The 16,009-nt window shown below is 45.6% G+C and carries 15 protein-coding genes, 1 tRNA gene, 3 rRNA genes and 1 pseudogene; 8 read left to right on the forward strand and 12 right to left on the reverse strand.

The features are described 5' to 3' along the window. From L5L94_RS17320 to rrf (L5L94_RS17335), 4 genes are all read left to right on the forward strand, one after another. Positions 1 to 206 (forward strand): 23S ribosomal RNA (locus L5L94_RS17320); the annotation flags it as partial. A gap of 137 nt (positions 207 to 343) precedes the next feature. Next, a 5S ribosomal RNA gene (gene rrf, locus L5L94_RS17325) occupies positions 344 to 459 on the forward strand. Positions 460 to 497: 38 nt separating this feature from the next. Continuing rightward, positions 498 to 573: transfer RNA gene (locus tag L5L94_RS17330), tRNA-Thr, on the forward strand. A 37-nt stretch (positions 574 to 610) separates the two neighbouring features. Further along, a 5S ribosomal RNA gene (rrf, locus tag L5L94_RS17335) occupies positions 611 to 726 on the forward strand. A 253-nt stretch (positions 727 to 979) separates the two neighbouring features. On the opposite strand, the gene hemB is transcribed toward rrf (L5L94_RS17335), so the two are convergent. The 12 genes from hemB to rraA form a co-directional block, all read right to left on the reverse strand. Beyond that, the gene (gene hemB / locus L5L94_RS17340; RefSeq protein WP_105251204.1) at positions 980 to 1,987 is read right to left on the reverse strand and encodes a porphobilinogen synthase; all 1,008 of its coding nucleotides are present in this window, start codon (positions 1,985 to 1,987) and stop codon (positions 980 to 982) included. Positions 1,988 to 1,996: 9 nt separating this feature from the next. After that, positions 1,997 to 3,883, reverse strand: a complete 1,887-nt coding sequence (locus tag L5L94_RS17345) for a diguanylate cyclase (RefSeq protein ID WP_173247338.1) — start codon at positions 3,881 to 3,883, stop codon at positions 1,997 to 1,999. After that, positions 3,876 to 4,679 carry a TatD family hydrolase gene (locus tag L5L94_RS17350; RefSeq protein ID WP_263164263.1) on the reverse strand — a complete coding sequence of 268 codons (804 nt, stop codon included), beginning with the start codon at positions 4,677 to 4,679 and terminating at the stop codon, positions 3,876 to 3,878. The genes L5L94_RS17345 and L5L94_RS17350 overlap by 8 nt, the downstream gene beginning before the upstream one ends. Further along, the gene (locus L5L94_RS17355) at positions 4,679 to 5,200 is read right to left on the reverse strand and encodes a hypothetical protein (protein ID WP_263164264.1); all 522 of its coding nucleotides are present in this window, start codon (positions 5,198 to 5,200) and stop codon (positions 4,679 to 4,681) included. Before L5L94_RS17355 ends, L5L94_RS17350 begins: the two co-directional genes overlap by 1 nt. A 45-nt stretch (positions 5,201 to 5,245) precedes the next feature. Beyond that, entirely contained in the window at positions 5,246 to 5,998 is a 753-nt protein-coding gene (gene tatC / locus L5L94_RS17360; protein WP_113940134.1) for a twin-arginine translocase subunit TatC, read from the reverse strand. Positions 5,999 to 6,001: 3 nt separating this feature from the next. Next, on the reverse strand, positions 6,002 to 6,490 hold the full coding sequence (gene tatB / locus L5L94_RS17365) for a Sec-independent protein translocase protein TatB (RefSeq protein ID WP_168825776.1): 489 nt from the start codon (positions 6,488 to 6,490) through the stop codon (positions 6,002 to 6,004). Between the two features lie 6 nt (positions 6,491 to 6,496). Next, positions 6,497 to 6,736: a Sec-independent protein translocase subunit TatA gene (gene tatA / locus L5L94_RS17370; protein WP_006083329.1), complete on the reverse strand. Its 240-nt coding sequence runs from the start codon at positions 6,734 to 6,736 to the stop codon at positions 6,497 to 6,499. A gap of 59 nt (positions 6,737 to 6,795) precedes the next feature. Beyond that, the gene (ubiB, locus tag L5L94_RS17375) at positions 6,796 to 8,445 is read right to left on the reverse strand and encodes a ubiquinone biosynthesis regulatory protein kinase UbiB (RefSeq protein WP_131523492.1); all 1,650 of its coding nucleotides are present in this window, start codon (positions 8,443 to 8,445) and stop codon (positions 6,796 to 6,798) included. Next, positions 8,442 to 9,062, reverse strand: a complete 621-nt coding sequence (locus L5L94_RS17380) for an SCP2 domain-containing protein (RefSeq protein ID WP_168825772.1) — start codon at positions 9,060 to 9,062, stop codon at positions 8,442 to 8,444. The genes ubiB and L5L94_RS17380 overlap by 4 nt, the downstream gene beginning before the upstream one ends. Then, complete coding sequence (gene ubiE / locus L5L94_RS17385; RefSeq protein WP_006083326.1) at positions 9,062 to 9,817, reverse strand: bifunctional demethylmenaquinone methyltransferase/2-methoxy-6-polyprenyl-1,4-benzoquinol methylase UbiE; 756 nt, start codon at positions 9,815 to 9,817, stop codon at positions 9,062 to 9,064. The genes L5L94_RS17380 and ubiE overlap by 1 nt, the downstream gene beginning before the upstream one ends. Positions 9,818 to 10,062: 245 nt before the next feature. After that, positions 10,063 to 11,127 (reverse strand): formimidoylglutamase, encoded by a 1,065-nt coding sequence (locus L5L94_RS17390; protein WP_263164268.1) that lies wholly within the window; start codon positions 11,125 to 11,127, stop codon positions 10,063 to 10,065. A 129-nt stretch (positions 11,128 to 11,256) separates the two neighbouring features. After that, positions 11,257 to 11,742 (reverse strand): ribonuclease E activity regulator RraA, encoded by a 486-nt coding sequence (rraA, locus tag L5L94_RS17395; RefSeq protein WP_263164270.1) that lies wholly within the window; start codon positions 11,740 to 11,742, stop codon positions 11,257 to 11,259. 324 nt (positions 11,743 to 12,066) lie between these two features. Here rraA and L5L94_RS17400 point away from each other — a divergent pair, with 324 nt between their 5' ends. The 4 genes and pseudogenes from L5L94_RS17400 to L5L94_RS17415 all read left to right on the forward strand — a co-directional run bounded on the left by L5L94_RS17400 (position 12,067) and on the right by L5L94_RS17415 (position 15,955). After that, positions 12,067 to 12,315 carry a YgjV family protein gene (locus L5L94_RS17400; RefSeq protein WP_113940145.1) on the forward strand — a complete coding sequence of 83 codons (249 nt, stop codon included), beginning with the start codon at positions 12,067 to 12,069 and terminating at the stop codon, positions 12,313 to 12,315. A 414-nt stretch (positions 12,316 to 12,729) separates the two neighbouring features. Then, positions 12,730 to 13,242, forward strand: a complete 513-nt coding sequence (locus L5L94_RS17405; protein ID WP_105251216.1) for a phosphatase PAP2 family protein — start codon at positions 12,730 to 12,732, stop codon at positions 13,240 to 13,242. 70 nt (positions 13,243 to 13,312) lie between these two features. Then, positions 13,313 to 14,353 (forward strand): MJ1255/VC2487 family glycosyltransferase, encoded by a 1,041-nt coding sequence (locus L5L94_RS17410; RefSeq protein ID WP_105251217.1) that lies wholly within the window; start codon positions 13,313 to 13,315, stop codon positions 14,351 to 14,353. 141 nt (positions 14,354 to 14,494) lie between these two features. Next, positions 14,495 to 15,955, forward strand: a pseudogene (locus tag L5L94_RS17415) (thioesterase). Positions 15,956 to 16,009: the final 54 nt, after the last annotated feature.

The raw sequence follows: 16,009 nt of genomic DNA on the forward strand, positions 1-16,009 counted from the left end.
CATGCCAATGGCATTGCCCGGTAGCTACGTTCGGAATCGATAACCGCTGAAAGCATCTAAGCGGGAAGCGAGCCCTAAGATGAGTCATCCCTAGGAATTTAATTCCTCTAAAGAGCCGTTCGAGACTAGGACGTTGATAGGCATGGTGTGTAAGCGTTGTGAGGCGTTGAGCTAACATGTACTAATGACTCGAGAGGCTTAACCATACAACCCAGATGGGTTTTGCTAAGCGAACTTAGACAGAATATAGACACTTGATAAAGTTAAAGACTCAACAGAAAATCAGCTTTTCAAATTATTATTAACGTGGTCCAGAGATGGACACGGTAATAAACAGAATTTGCTTGGTGACAATAGCCTTGTGGAACCACCTGATCCCATCCCGAACTCAGAAGTGAAACGCAAACGCGCCGATGGTAGTGTGGGGTCTCCCCATGTGAGAGTAGGTCATCGCCAAGCGCCTAATTTAAATAATCTTAATTGATTAGTATAGAATTGCTGATATGGCTCAGTCGGTAGAGCGCATCCTTGGTAAGGATGAGGTCCCCAGTTCGATTCTGGGTATCAGCACCATTACAATCTAGTGTTTAACCCTAGAATAAAGAATTTGCTTGGTGACAATAGCCTTGTGGAACCACCTGATCCCATCCCGAACTCAGAAGTGAAACGCAAACGCGCCAATGGTAGTGTGGGGTCTCCCCATGTGAGAGTAGGTCATCGCCAAGCGCCTAATTATCTCATTGAGATGTAATCAAGCCAGCTGAATAAGCTGGCTTTTTTGCTTTTGTAATCTGAACATTATTTATACTAATAGCAATGCTGCCGACTGTAAGTATTGCTATTAGCTTTGTTGGCGAGTCTTTTCTTCCCCTCAATACACAAGCGTTACTTCCAGATTTTTCACTATTCATCGATAAAAAAAAGCAGCCAGAAGGCTGCTTTGAGGTGGTGCTTTTGCATTAGTTTCGCATTAGGTTGCTTAAGCTTCTTTAAGCCACTGGGCAGCACGTTTAGCGAAGTAAGTTAAAATACCGTCTGCGCCTGCACGTTTAAAGCAAAGTAGGGATTCCATGACGATGGCCTTTTCGGCTAACCATCCATTCTGGATTGCTGCCATATGCATGGCGTATTCACCACTGACTTGATAGGCGAATGTTGGCACTGCAAGTTCAGTTTTAACGCGATGCACTATATCTAAATACGGCATACCTGGCTTAACCATCACCATATCGGCTCCTTCTTGGATATCGAGTGCGACTTCATGCAAAGCTTCGTCACTGTTCGCTGGATCCATTTGATAGCTATGCTTATTGCCACCTTTGAGGTTACCCGCTGAGCCTACGGCATCACGGAATGGACCGTAGTAGTTTGAAGAGTATTTTGCCGAGTAAGCCATGATTTGGGTGTTGACGTGCCCTGCCGCTTCTAATGCTTGGCGAATCGCGCCAATACGGCCATCCATCATGTCCGATGGTGCAATGATGTCAGCTCCAGCATCGGCGTGTGACAGTGCTTGCTTCACTAAAATCTCGGTGGTGATATCGTTAAGGATATAACCCGTTTCGTCTATGATGCCGTCTTGACCGTGAGTGGTGAAAGGATCTAGTGCCACGTCAGTCATGATGCCTAGCTGTGGAAAGGCTTTTTTTAGCTCGCGCACTGCACGTTGCACTAGGGCATCTGCGTTATAGGCTTCTTCTGCCATTAATGTTTTTTTCTCTGCAGGTGTCACAGGGAAAAGTGCGATCAATGGGATACCTAACTCAACCAGTTCTTCAGCTTCTTTCAGTAGCAAGTCTATCGAGTAGCGTTCAACACCGGGCATAGAGGCTATTTTTTCACTGCGATTAGTGCCTTCTAGAATAAACATTGGGTAAATCAAGTCATTGACCGTTAGATGATTTTCGGCCATGAGGCGACGGCTAAAATCATGTTTACGCATGCGGCGCATTCTACGCTGAGGGAAGGCACTGGTAATGATATTCACATTTGACTCCTAATTAGGTACTGGTCTTGCTTGATCCGACAAATACAAGCTGACTTGATTACGTCCACCGTTTTTTGCTTGGTAGAGGGCTTTATCTGCTTGTTCTAGTAATTTAGTACTGTGTTGATCGTGGGTCACTATATCGGCACTGACTCCGATACTGATAGTCAAAGGTATCGCTTCACCTTCCCATTCAAAATGAATAGAGGCAACAGCGTCTCTTATTGTTTCAGCAACTTGGAGCGCACCTTCTGCAGTTGTATTAGGAAGGATGATAGCAAATTCCTCTCCCCCAAAACGTGACACTAGATCCGTTGGCCGTTTTAAATGCTGCTGTAATGTTTGAGCTATTGTACGTAATGCTTGATCGCCTGCAAGATGACCGAATCTGTCGTTGATCAGCTTGAAGCGATCAATATCAAGCATTAACAGTGCTATGGGTGTTTCTTGCCTGCGACTGATCCGGCTTTCAGCGATTAAACGTTTATCAAAGGCACTGCGGTTTTTGACCCCAGTTAAACTGTCGATAGTACTTTGTTCGGTGAGCTTTTGATTCACCTCATGCAATTCTCTGAGGGTGATTTCCAGTTCTAAAGTACGCTCTTGCACCATTTGTTCGAGTTTCTCATTGCTCTCGGCTTCCGCTTTTAGGGCTTCTTCCCGCGCACTACGAATTTTCTGTGCTTGCTTTAAGGCTTCTTGCTGGATACGTAGTTTAGCTTTGCGCTCATCGTTATAGCGGATGGCGAGCACCAGAGACATGAAGATAATTTCAAAAGTCAGCCCAAGCATCACAGGCGTTTGCGGTTTTAAATTTAAGTCGATCACGCTGAGATAAAGCAAGCTACTGATGCAGGCGCCTGTCAGCATACTCACCCAGCCAATAGTGTACATACGTGCCAGTTTATGGCCATTGATAGCCTGAGTAATGGCAAAGACCATCAGGACTAGGCTGAGCACTGCAACGGAAATGATCTCGATATAGAGCGCCGTTCCATATTGTATAAAAGGTGTGGCGAGTCCAACACAGAGGATATACACAGCACTATAGCGACAAGTGAGTAACATACGGCGGTTTAAATATTTGAGCTGTAATATTTTTTCAGTAAACATTAACGCAAATGCCATAACGATTGGCAGTAAAAACGGCACCATAACTTGCTGCAATAGCGGCCAGTCTGGCCAGAGGAATCGGAAGGCAAAACCGTTAATCGTGGCAACGAGTAAGGTCATGCTAAGGACATAGCCAGAGTAATAGCTGTAGCTGAATGAGCCCGATGCTATGGCGATAAAAAGGCTAAAAATGCCAATTGCGGCAAGTACACCAAGTTGGAATCCATGCTCAACGGCGGTAGATTCGGCAATTTGAGCTAAGTCATTAGAAGACCATAGGTTTAATGGTACTGCAGCACTACCTTCCGTTTGAATATGCAGATAGAAAGTATGGGAGTCATCTGTGTTGATCTTGAAAGGATATAGGAAAATATTACTCAAGAATGGTCGATCCTCATAGGGGAATATATCACCCATCAGCACAGTATTCATGAGTTTATTATTGACTAAATGGTAGATAGTTACCTTGTCTAACAAAGGGTTATCTAGCGCTAAAATGCGCGAAAGTGTTTCGTCAGGGCTGGTTAAGCTGAAACTGAGCCAAAAATCATGGCCGCTGAGTTTTTGAATGTCTTTATTGGTAAAGTTATGCCAATCAGTTTTTGGCAAAGCTTGTATTTCGGCCAGTTCTTTTGCTGGTGTAGGGTGGCTGACCATTAACCAAGGCGTAAGGTTTAAAGGCGTCGTGGTTGACTCGTCAATGCTCAATAAGGTTGCCAAGGCCTGTGTTGGGCATATCCATAGCCACAGCAAGAGTATGAGTGGCATGTTTTTGTTAAGCATGGACTCGATCCAAATTAAAAAACGCTAAGCTATTTTGGTAGCAACGTTTTGCAAACTCATCCGCATCTTCTCCGCGTAGGTTTGCAATATAATTTGCGATATAAGGAAGGTATTCGGGCTTGTTTTTGCTCGATTTAGGCTTGGGCCGCATACTACGGGGGAGTAGGTAAGGGCTATCTGTCTCGATTAAAATGCGATTCTGCGGAATAAAGGGAACGAGTTGCGCTAGTTCTTGGCCGCGTCTTTCATCGCAGACCCAACCTGTTATGCCTAAGTGTAAATCGAGGTCAATATAGGCTTCCATCTGTGCGTGAGTGCCTGTGAAACAATGTAAAAGCGCACCATTAAGCTGAGGTCGATATTCACGCAGGATAGCGATAAAGTCTTCGTGGGCATCGCGCTCGTGCATCAGTACGGGCATTTGAAGTTCAATCGCCAATTCTAGTTGCGCAATAAAAGCTTGGCGCTGGATAGGTCTCGGGGAGAAATCACGATTGTAGTCTAAACCACATTCGCCAACGGCAACCACTTGCGGTGCATGGCAGAGTTCAGCTTGTCGAGCGTTTGAGCTATCATGCCAACCACTGGCATGGTGGGGATGCACACCAGCAGTGCAGTAAAGTTGATTAGGATATTGCTCGCATACAGCAATGGCTGCCGCACTTTCAGTTAAATCGCTGCCAATAACAATTAACGGCGAAACCCCTTGGTCCGCCGCCGCTTGTATTATCGATACAGTATCTTGTTCGAGTGCGCTGCCAAGTAAATTGACAGCGATATCTATGTATGAGGGCATTATTTTAGGCGTTTTACCCGAACCTTGGCATTGCGATCATCGGTACCCATTAAAAAAGAACCTAAAGCGGCTTTTTCAATATAGACAGTTTCACCTTGCTTAACATTGTACTTACGGCCATCAGTTTGTTTCCATACCTGACCGTTAGTGAAAGTCACTTTAATGTCTCCGTAGGCATCTTCAGCTATAGATTGAATCTCTAAATAAATCTTATCGACAGTATTTTCTTGAACACGCTTGGCTTCCATCCCAAAGTCATCGGCAATTTTTGCCGCTGGTGCTTGGGAGGCGGTTGCCACTATCGCTGCTGCAGTCGTAGGGACTGCAACTGTTGCTACTGTAGTCGGTATCGTTTGAGTGCGAATGGTGTCAGCTTTTACGCTTTCTGCTAGCTTGTCATAGCAAATCAAGCGGTCGAGTTTATCGGCGGTTGTTGCACATTGGGTTAACTGTTGTTCAATGCTGGCATTTGCTTGGACAGATACAAGCATGATCGCTGCCGTGATAAGAGTTAAGCGCATGAGAATGTTCCTTATTATATTATTCCCCTAACGCCTTCGAGGACGTTAGTCGTTTGTTTGTTCAGTATCTTCGTCTGACTCGTCATCTGGTTTGCTGTAGAAACGAGCCGCTAATAAACCGCCTTCGAACAATAACAGCATTGGTACAGCAAGCATAGTCTGGGAAATCACATCTGGTGGGGTTAATAGCATGCCGACGACAAAGGCGCCCACTATGATATAAGGACGTTTTTGCTTGAGATCTTCAGGTGTAGTGACACCTGACCAGCAGAGTAAAACAACGGCAATGGGGATTTCAAAGGATAGACCGAAGGCAAAGAATAGCTTCAGAATGAAGTTAAGGTAACTGGTAATATCTGTCGCAACTTGAACTCCCTCTGGCGCATTGTTAGCAAAAAAACCAAAAACAACAGGGAATACAAGATAATAAGCAAATGCAATACCGAGATAAAACAATAAGGTACTGCTGAATAGCAGTGGCATCACTAAGCGTTTTTCATGTTTATATAAACCCGGTGCCACAAAGGACCAAATTTGAAATAACACGTAGGGCACTGCCACAAAAAATGATAAAACGAGGGTTAGTTTGAAAGGTGCAAAAAATGGTGCAGCGACATCCGTCGCAATCATGCTGCCACCAAGAGGCAAAGATTGCATTAAAGGTATTGCCATGTAGTGGTAGATATCATTTGCCCAGTACACACTACAAATGAACACTAATAACACACTAGCAATGGATTTTAGCAGCTTGGACCTAAGTTCAAGCAAATGGCTGATAAGTGGCTGCTGTTGCGACATGAATTATCCGTTGGCTTTCGGGTTAGAACTGGTATCCACGCCCTGAGATGGCTCACTTGAAGTAGCGGGAGAAGCCGATGTTTGACTCGCCTCTACAGTGGCTGTTGGATTAGTTTGGCTAGCTTGAACTGGATTCACTTGAGCAGGAGTGTGAATTTGATTCTCAGGCTCAGGGGTGTCTTTTGACGGATCCTGAACTTGATAAGGGCGGTTCACTGACTGTGCCGCTTGCTTTAGTTGCTCAATAGACTCTTTGAGTTCAGGTGAGAGGTTAGATAAACCTTTGCTCTCGGCTTTTTTAAGATCGGCATGCAACTGCTCGATCTTCAGCTCCTGCTCAAGTTCTTCTTTTACCGAGTTCGCCATGCGTTTCATCGCACGGATCCAACTCGTTACCGAACGCACCGCAACCGGTAGACGTTCGGGGCCAAGAACCACTAGCCCCAAAACACCGATCAGCAGCAGCTCCATAAAGCCGATACCGTCAAACATAAAGAGTTACGCCTGTTCTTTGTTAGACTCAGGTTTCTTTTCAGTCGCCTGTTGAGTTGTTTGCGCTGTTTTAGCCGCTTCGGTGTCTTCTAATGCCTTCTTGTCTTCTTCTGAAGACATGGCGTTTTTGAAGCCTTTAACCGCACCACCTAAATCACCACCCAAAGAGCGTAATTTCTTAGTTCCAAACAACAAGACAACGATTAACGCAACGATAAGCAGTTGCCAAATACTAATACCACCCATGAAGGTATCCTCTTAATTGATATCGGTTCTATTATGAACCTCTGATTAATTAGTGCTAGCTAAAATTTGCGATTCTTTGGCCTAGATCGCCATCCTACAAACCACAATATCATGCCTGAAATTAGACAAACATAAGGGGTCCATAGTGTAGCGTCTCTATTAATCAATAACGTGCCACAGATCAATAAAACGGCAGAAGTGATAAGCAAGTAGTTACTCTTGTGTGCCTGCTGCTGATATTTCAAATACTTATCTAGCATTTGTTGCTGAGAACTCAGCAATTTCCTGCCTAACTTAAGATTATCGTAAATTAGTTCAGGGAATTCAGGTAGTTTATCAGCCCAATATGGCAGTTTTGTGGATACCTTTTTAAACATAGCTTTAGGACCGACTTGGTCGGCCATCCACTGCTCTAAAAAGGGTTTGGCGGTTTGCCATAAATCCAACTGTGGATACAGCTGACGGCCTAAGCCTTCGATGTAGAGTAAGGTTTTTTCCAACAATACCAATTGCGGTTGCACTACGATATCGAAGTGGCGCGCAGTGCGGAATAATTCCAGTAACACATGACCAAAGGAAATTTCGTCGAGCGGCTTGTTGAACATAGGTTCACACACCACTTTGATGGCCTGTTCGAAAGCTTGTAGATCGGTTTTTTCCGATACCCAGCCAGACTCAATATAGAGCTGGGCAATTCTGTGATAATCGCGATTAAAGAAGGCGAGGAAATTTTCGGCGAGATAGCGCTTATCGACTTCGCTGAGTGTGCCCATGATGCCGCAGTCGAGCCCAATGTAGTATGGGTTCTCAGGATGATCGCGGGAAATAAAGATATTGCCCGGATGCATGTCGGCGTGGAAAAAGTTATCGCGGAATACTTGGGTAAAAAATAGTTCAACACCCCGCTCGGCCAATAACTTAAAGTTGGTACCTTGCGCTTTAAGGGCGGCAATATCCGAGACAGAAATACCGTAAATACGTTCCATCACCATCAGGCGTGGATAGCAAAACTCTTCATACACATAAGGCACATAGAGCGCATCTGAGTTGAGGAAGTTGTTGCGTAGCTTGACTGCGTTTAAGGCTTCGAGCTTAAGGTTTAACTCGCCTAAAATAGTGACTCGATAATCTTCGATCACTTCAGCAGGGCGCAGGCGGTTACCTTCACCGAGGAGGTATTCAATCAGTTTGGCAGTTTGCGACATCAACTGCAGATCGGCTTGAATCTTGGCTTCTACATTCGGGCGTAGCACCTTAAGTACGACGTCTTTGCCGTTAGATTTTAAGGTCGCGGTATGCACCTGAGAAATAGAGGCTGAGGCCAGTGGCGTTTCATTAAAGTCATCGAATAGCGATTCAATCGGCGCTTTTAGCTCAGCTTCAATCGCTTGGCGGGCAAGTGCACCATCAAAGGGCGGTACTTTGTCCTGTAGCATGGCCAATTCACTGGCCCATTCATCGCTGAGTAAATCGCGGCGGGTTGAGAGCATTTGCCCAAGCTTGATATAAACGGGGCCGAGTTCCTGCATCGCCAGTTTTAAGCGTTCGCCACCGGGCTTATTTTTATGCTTATTGCGGATCCAGAATAGGCTGTTACGGGCGAGCTTAAAGTACCAAGGTGTCATCTTTGGCGGCAATACGTCATCTAACCCGTACTGAAGTAAGGTCTTGATGACGTGGTAACCGCGGCGGATACTGGCAAAGGTCATGGCTTAATTTGGTCTCTTAATTGGGCAATCCGTTGTTCAATCGCGCGAGTGTCGGCAACTAAATCATCCATTTGATCGCGAAAGTGCATTAACTCAATTGGGTGCGGTGCGAGGCGATACTCTTCAACTGCGAGTTGCCCTAAGTGGGAGCGGGTTTTACGCAACACTTCGAGTGCAAAGTCTTTTGCCTGATGGCTAGAACAGATGAGTTTGTGAGTGGGACCATCACCTAAATAACGGGATATTGGCTCGGCAAAGTCAAATTCGATACCGCGTAGATATTGGCTAAAGCTTTGTAATAAATTGAGATCGCCCTCAAGCTTGAGTTTATCTTGCTTGATTAGTTCAGTCAGGTTTGCGCCTTCGGACACGCGATAAAGCGTCGTCGCATCGGCATGTAGACTGACATCGACATCGCCTTCATAGCGGCTCAGTACTTGGATCTCTTTGGCAAACACTAAATAGAATGGCCAGCTGAGCTGTGATAATTGGATACGAAACACTTTGCCATGCAACTGGCGCTGGCGCGAATAATCGTCGCCCGCTTGGGCCTGAAGTTTTTTCAGACCCGTTTCAATTGCGGCGCAGGCAAGCAGCACAACTTCTTGCGGCATCATTAGAATTTATAACCACGGTGCAATGCGACAATGCCGTCGGTCATGTTGGTGTAGTCGACTTGTTCAAAGCCTGCATCAACCATCATTTGTTTTAATGTGTCTTGATCTGGGTGCATGCGGATCGATTCAGCCAGATACTCGTAGCTGTCGGCATCTTTAGTGATGAGCTCACCCATCTTAGGTAAGACTTTGAAGCTATATAAATCATACACTTTACGCATGATTTCATGCTGAGGCTTAGAGAACTCTAGCACTAATAACTTGCCACCGGGCTTAAGCACGCGATTCATTGAACGCAGCGCCGCATCTTTATCGGTCACGTTACGCAGACCAAAGGCGATGGTAATGATGTCGAAGTGGTTATCGGGAAACGGCAGTGCTTCGGCGTTGGCTTGCACATAACTGACATTATTGACTATGCCCTTGTCGCGCAATTTAGTGCGCCCGACTTTTAACATGGAATCGTTAATGTCAGCTAAAACCACTTCACCTTTATCGCCCACTAAGTGAGAGAATTTTGCGGTTAAGTCACCTGTACCGCCAGCCAAATCGAGCACTTTCATGCCAGGGCGGGCGCCAGAGACTTCAATGGTGTAACGTTTCCAAAAACGGTGGATGCCGAAGGACATCACATCGTTCATTATGTCGTACTTAGCGGCAACAGAATGAAACACGCCGGCAACGAGTTCAGCCTTTTTATCGGCCTCTACGGTTTTGTAACCAAAGTGGGTACTTTTAGATTCGCCCTCAGACATCAATGTGTTCCTATTGTTTTGCAATGTATTAGTTGCGAGTGTAAGCCATCGCCTGCATTTGCTGAATCTTTGATCTATCACTCTGTGATCGAGCTAGTAAACTAACTGCAGTGCCTTAGCTTGAGGCACTCCTGAACAGTCGTAGGATTAAGTGCTTAGCGACCACGTAAAATGGACTGGCATTAGACCACAATATCAGGATTTGGTGAATAGCTTAGCGCCCAGTTGGGTGCAACTGGTGATATTCATTGTGCCAAAAATTGCATGCGAGCCTCCACATAAGCGTAGATAAGCTCGCTTATGCTTTGGCCAACATCCCTGAATCCGGCTTCAATCCCAGCTTCGTGGCAACTTGGCGCAGCCTCGGCTAAATGCAAATAAGCACATGTACAGTGGCGAGCGATATAACTGACATAATGCGCCGCATCGAGCAATGGCACACCAGCAACGGTTGAAGCGCTACTGGGCATTTTAGCGATAGCATCGACGTCAAGTTCTAATCCTACGGGTAAACCTGTGTCATTTAGTTTGGCGGCGATTTCAAGTAAAGCTTGGCTAAGGCTGATTTCACGGCGAACCCAAATTTGTTGCAAGCTATGCCAAGTGCCCCCAAATTCGCTGAGTTGGCTTAGGTTTGCTTCGCTGTTTTTTAACTCGTGTAAACCCAGTACATGGTAGCAACCTAAGGCGCCGCGATCGGCTGCATAGCTAAAACCATTGCCGCTGTGACGACCTTCGAGCAGGCGAAAATCCGAATGAGGATCGAGATTCACCGCCGCGACTTGGCGTTGGTAGTGGCCGTAGGTTGCCATCAACAAGCCATAGGCATTGTTGTGGCCGCCGCCGATGAGTATGGGTTCTAAACCCGCTTTTAAAATCGCACTGACGATACGGATCACACGCTCATCGAGTTGTTCCACTGCATCGCGTAATTCATCTAAGGTGACGTCACTGTTAGCTGTTGTATTGCTCGTAGTTTGTTGCTGCAGATCGGCGGTGTTCACTTGGCCTAACACTAGGCATTCGGCGCCAGAAAGAAAACGATTCGATTGTAAATTGAGCCATTGGCGCATACTGGTTGTGAACGCATCGGTTGCACCGCCGCGGCCTAAATTGGCACGTGGGCCTATATCTTCGCCAACGCCGATAATGGCAAAGCATGCACCGTGGGCTTTTGCAGTGGCAAGTATGGTCTCTAACGTGTGTTCGTGATTGGCCAGATGGACGCATTGGCCTAGCTTAGTTTCGCCCGTTCTTGTGCTGACGAGTGAGGCGATATCGGTATGGGTAAAAGGAATAAATTCAGGCATAGATTGATATTCTTATTCGGCCAGAGTCGAGCTATTGTGGCCAGAGTAGGGCGAGGATTCAATGGGGAAACGCTGAAAATAGTGAATAAAAAAGCCAGCTTAGCTGGCTTTCTTGACTGAACAGTGAGATTACTCAATGTCGAGTGGTTCAGGTGATAAAATCACACCTGTGTTATCAGCATAAATGTGATCGCCGGGTAAGAAAGTCACACCGCCAAAATTGACTGGAATTTCCACTTCGCCCACTGAATTGCTATCAGCACCCACTGGAATAGAGGCAAGGGCCTGAATTCCAATGTCTAACTCTTCCAATGCATCCACATCGCGCACAGAACCGTAAACGATAATGCCTTCCCAGTTGTTGCTGACCGCAAGTTCTGCGATAGCGCCATCGATCAGCGCACGGCGTAATGAGCCACCGCCATCAATGAGTAAGACTTTACCTTGGCCATCCTCTTGTAGGACTTCGGTAATTAGGCCGTTGTCTTCAAAGCATTTGATGGTGCTAATAGAACCGCCAAAAGAGCTACAACCACCGTAGTTACTGAACATGGGCTCGACTACATCTACGACATCTAAGTACATGTCACATAGTTCTGAGGTGTTGTATTCCATATTTACACTCCTATTGATCCGCGTTGCGTACAGTTTAGCGAGTTTACGCCAGTATAAAAGGGATTATTGAAAAGAAAAGTGTTATCAATCACGGTATTGTTGCCACTTGGCTGTTAACACATCTGTAGTAAATTTTCGTCACACTATAGAATTTATTCGGTAAAACTTGATATCGGTCATTAAATAACGGTTTTTTATTACAACTCTGTTGCGCGCTTTGGTATTATATCCCAAGTTTAAATTAACTTACTTAACTTAATTTGCTTTAGGGGCATGGACCCCCCGTTACGCTTATGGACGGTAGAGGGCCTTCGAGAGGTGCCTATGGAAGCTGTAAATACGATTGAAATTATTGGTTATTTTGCCTCTATAATGGTGGCGATCTCTCTAATGATGAAGAATATCATTTGGTTGCGATGGTTGAATTTTGTAGGATGCACTCTGTTTGTGGTTTATGGGGTGTTTATTTCTGCTTGGCCTGTGGCCGGCATGAATGCGTTTGTTGCTTGTATTAATATTTACCATTTGACAAAAATTTACCGTGCTAAGGCAAATACTCCCGCCGCAGCCTAAGTTTTATTGGATTGTGTTGCTCTTGAGATTAACGTTTAGAGCAACACAATATCCTGTCTCAGTCCTATCGCTATTCCTAAATAAATCCCTTAGCCCCAGCATAACGTCCCTAGAATCCTTCTAGATCAAAACCTCAGCCATGCTTCTTGTCATAAAACCTTCGAGCAGATGTCACTTAGCCGTCACAGGTCTTTCTTAGTCTCAAGCTATCTAATAGTGCTTTAGCTAATGTTATTTAGGTTTAACCAATAGCAAACAGTAAATTAGCCGTGAGCAGTCAATAACGAATTCAATCGTGAATAGAGCCTTGGTGAGTCGGTTGGTTTCAGACTAAGCACTCTAAGCGTCGTCGAGAGAATGTACAGATGAACATCGCAGTAAAACTCGCTGGTATGCCAGCAAGGAGCCTGTTTTATGTTGAGTTACGTTGCAGACTTAGATAAGCGAATGTTTTGCCATATCGTGAGCTTCACCCAGCACCATGGTTTATATGCCCATGCAAAGCGGGTATCAGCGAGTGGCGATGGGCATGTGTATTTATATTTGTCCGTGGGTTTGATGCTGACGCACGCTCAAGGACAGGCTCTATTTAATTTGATGTTAGCGAGTTTTTTGGTTGAGTTACCTCTGTATTTACTATTGAAAAATAGTATTCGTCGCACACGGCCATGCCATGCATTAGTGGGATTTGAGAGTGGTTTTGAACCATCGGATCGCTTCAGCTTACCGTCTGGTCATACAGCTGCGGCCTTTGTGATGGCAACTAGCGTGGCGCAAATCTATCCAGCGGCGGCTCCTGTGGCGTATTTATGGGCTTTTAGCATAGGGGGCTCACGTATTGCACTTGGCGTGCATTATCCCTTAGATATTCTGGCGGGAGCCTCATTAGGGATTGGGTCGGTATTGCTGGTTCATCCAGTGATTTAATTCAAATATGCGCCTGTTAATCATTTCATTAGTGGGAATTCTCCTTCACTCATCAGTTTAAGGATACGTAATGCGAATACTCTACGGAGTTCAAGGCACAGGGAATGGCCACTTAAGTCGTGCACGCGTCATGGCTAAAGCATTGATGAAACAAGATATTGAAGTTGACTTTCTATTTTCGGGGCGCAAGCCTGATCAGTTTTTCGATATGGAGTGCTTTGGTGATTATCGCGTTCAAGCGGGAATGACGTTTGCGACGCACTCCGGGCGCGTGAATGTGCCACAAACTGTCCGACAAAATTTGTCCTTGTCGTTATTTAAAGATATTAAAGCCTTAGATCTCAGTTGCTATGATTTAGTACTCAACGACTTTGAACCTGTGTCGGCTTGGGCTGCGCGGCGCCAAGGCGTGCCATCCATTGGTATTAGCCATCAGGCGGCGTTAACTCATCCGGTGCCAAAACTCGGTAGCACTTGGTTTAATGAGATGCTGCTCAATTATTTTGCACCAGTGGATGTGGCGCTGGGGTGTCATTGGCATCATTTTGGCTTCCCTATTTTGCCGCCTTTTGTCGAAGTGGATGCCAGCCCATTCGAACACACGCATCAGATTTTAGTTTATTTGCCTTTTGAAGATGCGGATATGATTGCTCATTTTCTGTCTCACTTTAGTGATTATCAGTTTTTGGTATATCACAGCCAACAACCTAAAGGCCAAGTTGCTGAGCACATTAAATGGCACGGTTTTAATCGTGAGGGGTTTAAGCAACATCTTGCCAGCTGCGGTGGTGTGATAGGCAATGCGGGCTTTGAGCTTGCCAGCGAAGCATTAACCTTAGGTAAAAAACTCTTAGTCAAACCACTGATTGGCCAGTTTGAGCAGTTATCGAATGTGGCGGCGTTACAACTTTTAGCGGCTGCAGATAGTATGATGAGTCTCGATGTGAACATAGTTAAGCGCTGGCTTAAAACGGCATCGCCTAATCCAATCGCATATCCAAAGGTGGGGGATACGCTGGTTAAATGGATTAACGGCGGCGACTGGCACAATAGTCAGCCGCTGTGCCAAGAGTTATGGAGCCAAGTCACGCTTCCCGATACTTGGCGTTAAACAGCATTGCTGTTCAGATGAAAAGCAACTTAGGCACTAGCTGGGTTAATGGCGTTAGCGTATAATTTCGTCAATTTTGCTGTTAGTCCCTTTCAGCACGTCTATTTTGGCCTAGCCTGGCCGTTAATTATGTTGTTATAAATGAGCCTGAAAAAGTTTACTCAGTACAAGTTACTGTTTTTAATGTTGTTATTACTTTGCATCCTACTTCCTTTTATTCCAGATCAGGCTTACCACATACCCGGCCCTGATATCGCTAAGCAAAATTTTCATGTGATTGAGTTTAATGATAAAGGTCAGCCCCACGACGAAAGGCAATGGCAAGGTTTAGAGACGCGAATTTTACATCCAGAGCCTGCACAGATCCCTGAATTATTGATTTTTGTTCATGGCTGGCATCATAGCGCCGAGCCTAAGGATGAAAACTTTATTGCCTTTGAGCAGTTTTATCAGCAAATGGCCGCGTCCGATACCCAGCGTAACTTGTTGGGTTTGTATATTGGCTGGCGGGGCGATAAATATGATCCTTTTTGGATCGATGGCTCAGATGATGCAAAAAGTTGGATTGAACCCTTAGATTTTCCCACTATTTTACAGCGTAAACGGGTTGCTAAACGTATCGGGCAGTTAGGTCTATCACAGTTGCTGGATAAGCTTGATAGCTTAGTAACACAGCATAAACTGCTGCGGTACACTGTGATTGGCCATAGTCTTGGCGGTGCTGTTGTTTTGCATGCGAGTAAAGATCGCATCAAAGCCGCCATTGATAATCAGCAGGATAATCCTAATTTATTCTTACTGTTAAATCCTGCCGTACCTGCTAAAGAGTATCAGCCATTAGATACGTTGGTGAGCTTAGATAGACAAAAACCGAGTATGGTGGTGTTGCAATCGAAGGGGGATTTTGCAGTGAAAGAAGCCTTCAATTACATCAAGGACGGCGAGCGCGCTGTCGGGAACTCTTGGGCTATTACCCACGATATTGACAAATGCTCTGGTGGCAATTGCACCACGCCAATGAAGATGCCTTCGGCCTTGATGGCGCACGATCAAATCCCTGGCTGTATGATGACGCTGCCTCAATCAGGCTGGAAAATTCGTGCTCGCCTGCAGGCTCGTCGTACTGTGCAAACCTGCCCCGATGCCAATATGCAAGCCGTATGGGTACTGGCCGTGTCTGACGAAATCGTCTCTGGGCACAACGGCATTCTCACTCCAGAGCATGGTAAAGCCTTGTCTGAGGTGATGCGTATGATTGATTTATATCGAAATCAATTACCTAAACATGCGGTGGAAAGCCCTGCGAACCAAGATCTTGGCACCTTAGCGCCAGAGTCAGAAGCTGCAACATCTACCGAAGGTGAAACGCCTGTGCCACAAGAGCCAGTGATTATTGTCGAGCCTTTACCTGAAGAGCAAAGCTCACCGACACCTAAGGTTAATGCACCATTGCAGGAGCCAAACGTATGACTGGAACAAGATAAGCCTGCTGCGACTGAGGCGCCACCCGCACCAATTAAAGCGCCGGAATCAAAGCCTGAGGCTAAGCCAAACGACGGCGCAGAACCTCAACCTAAGGTTGAGACTGAAGGCATAAAGTGATCGGTAGCTGTATGGAGTAAGCAATAGACGATATATCTAGTGTTGTATGTCATT

The sequence above is a fragment of the Shewanella sp. SM21 genome, assembly GCF_025654335.1.
GTDB classification, from domain to species: Bacteria; Pseudomonadota; Gammaproteobacteria; order Enterobacterales; family Shewanellaceae; genus Shewanella; species Shewanella oncorhynchi.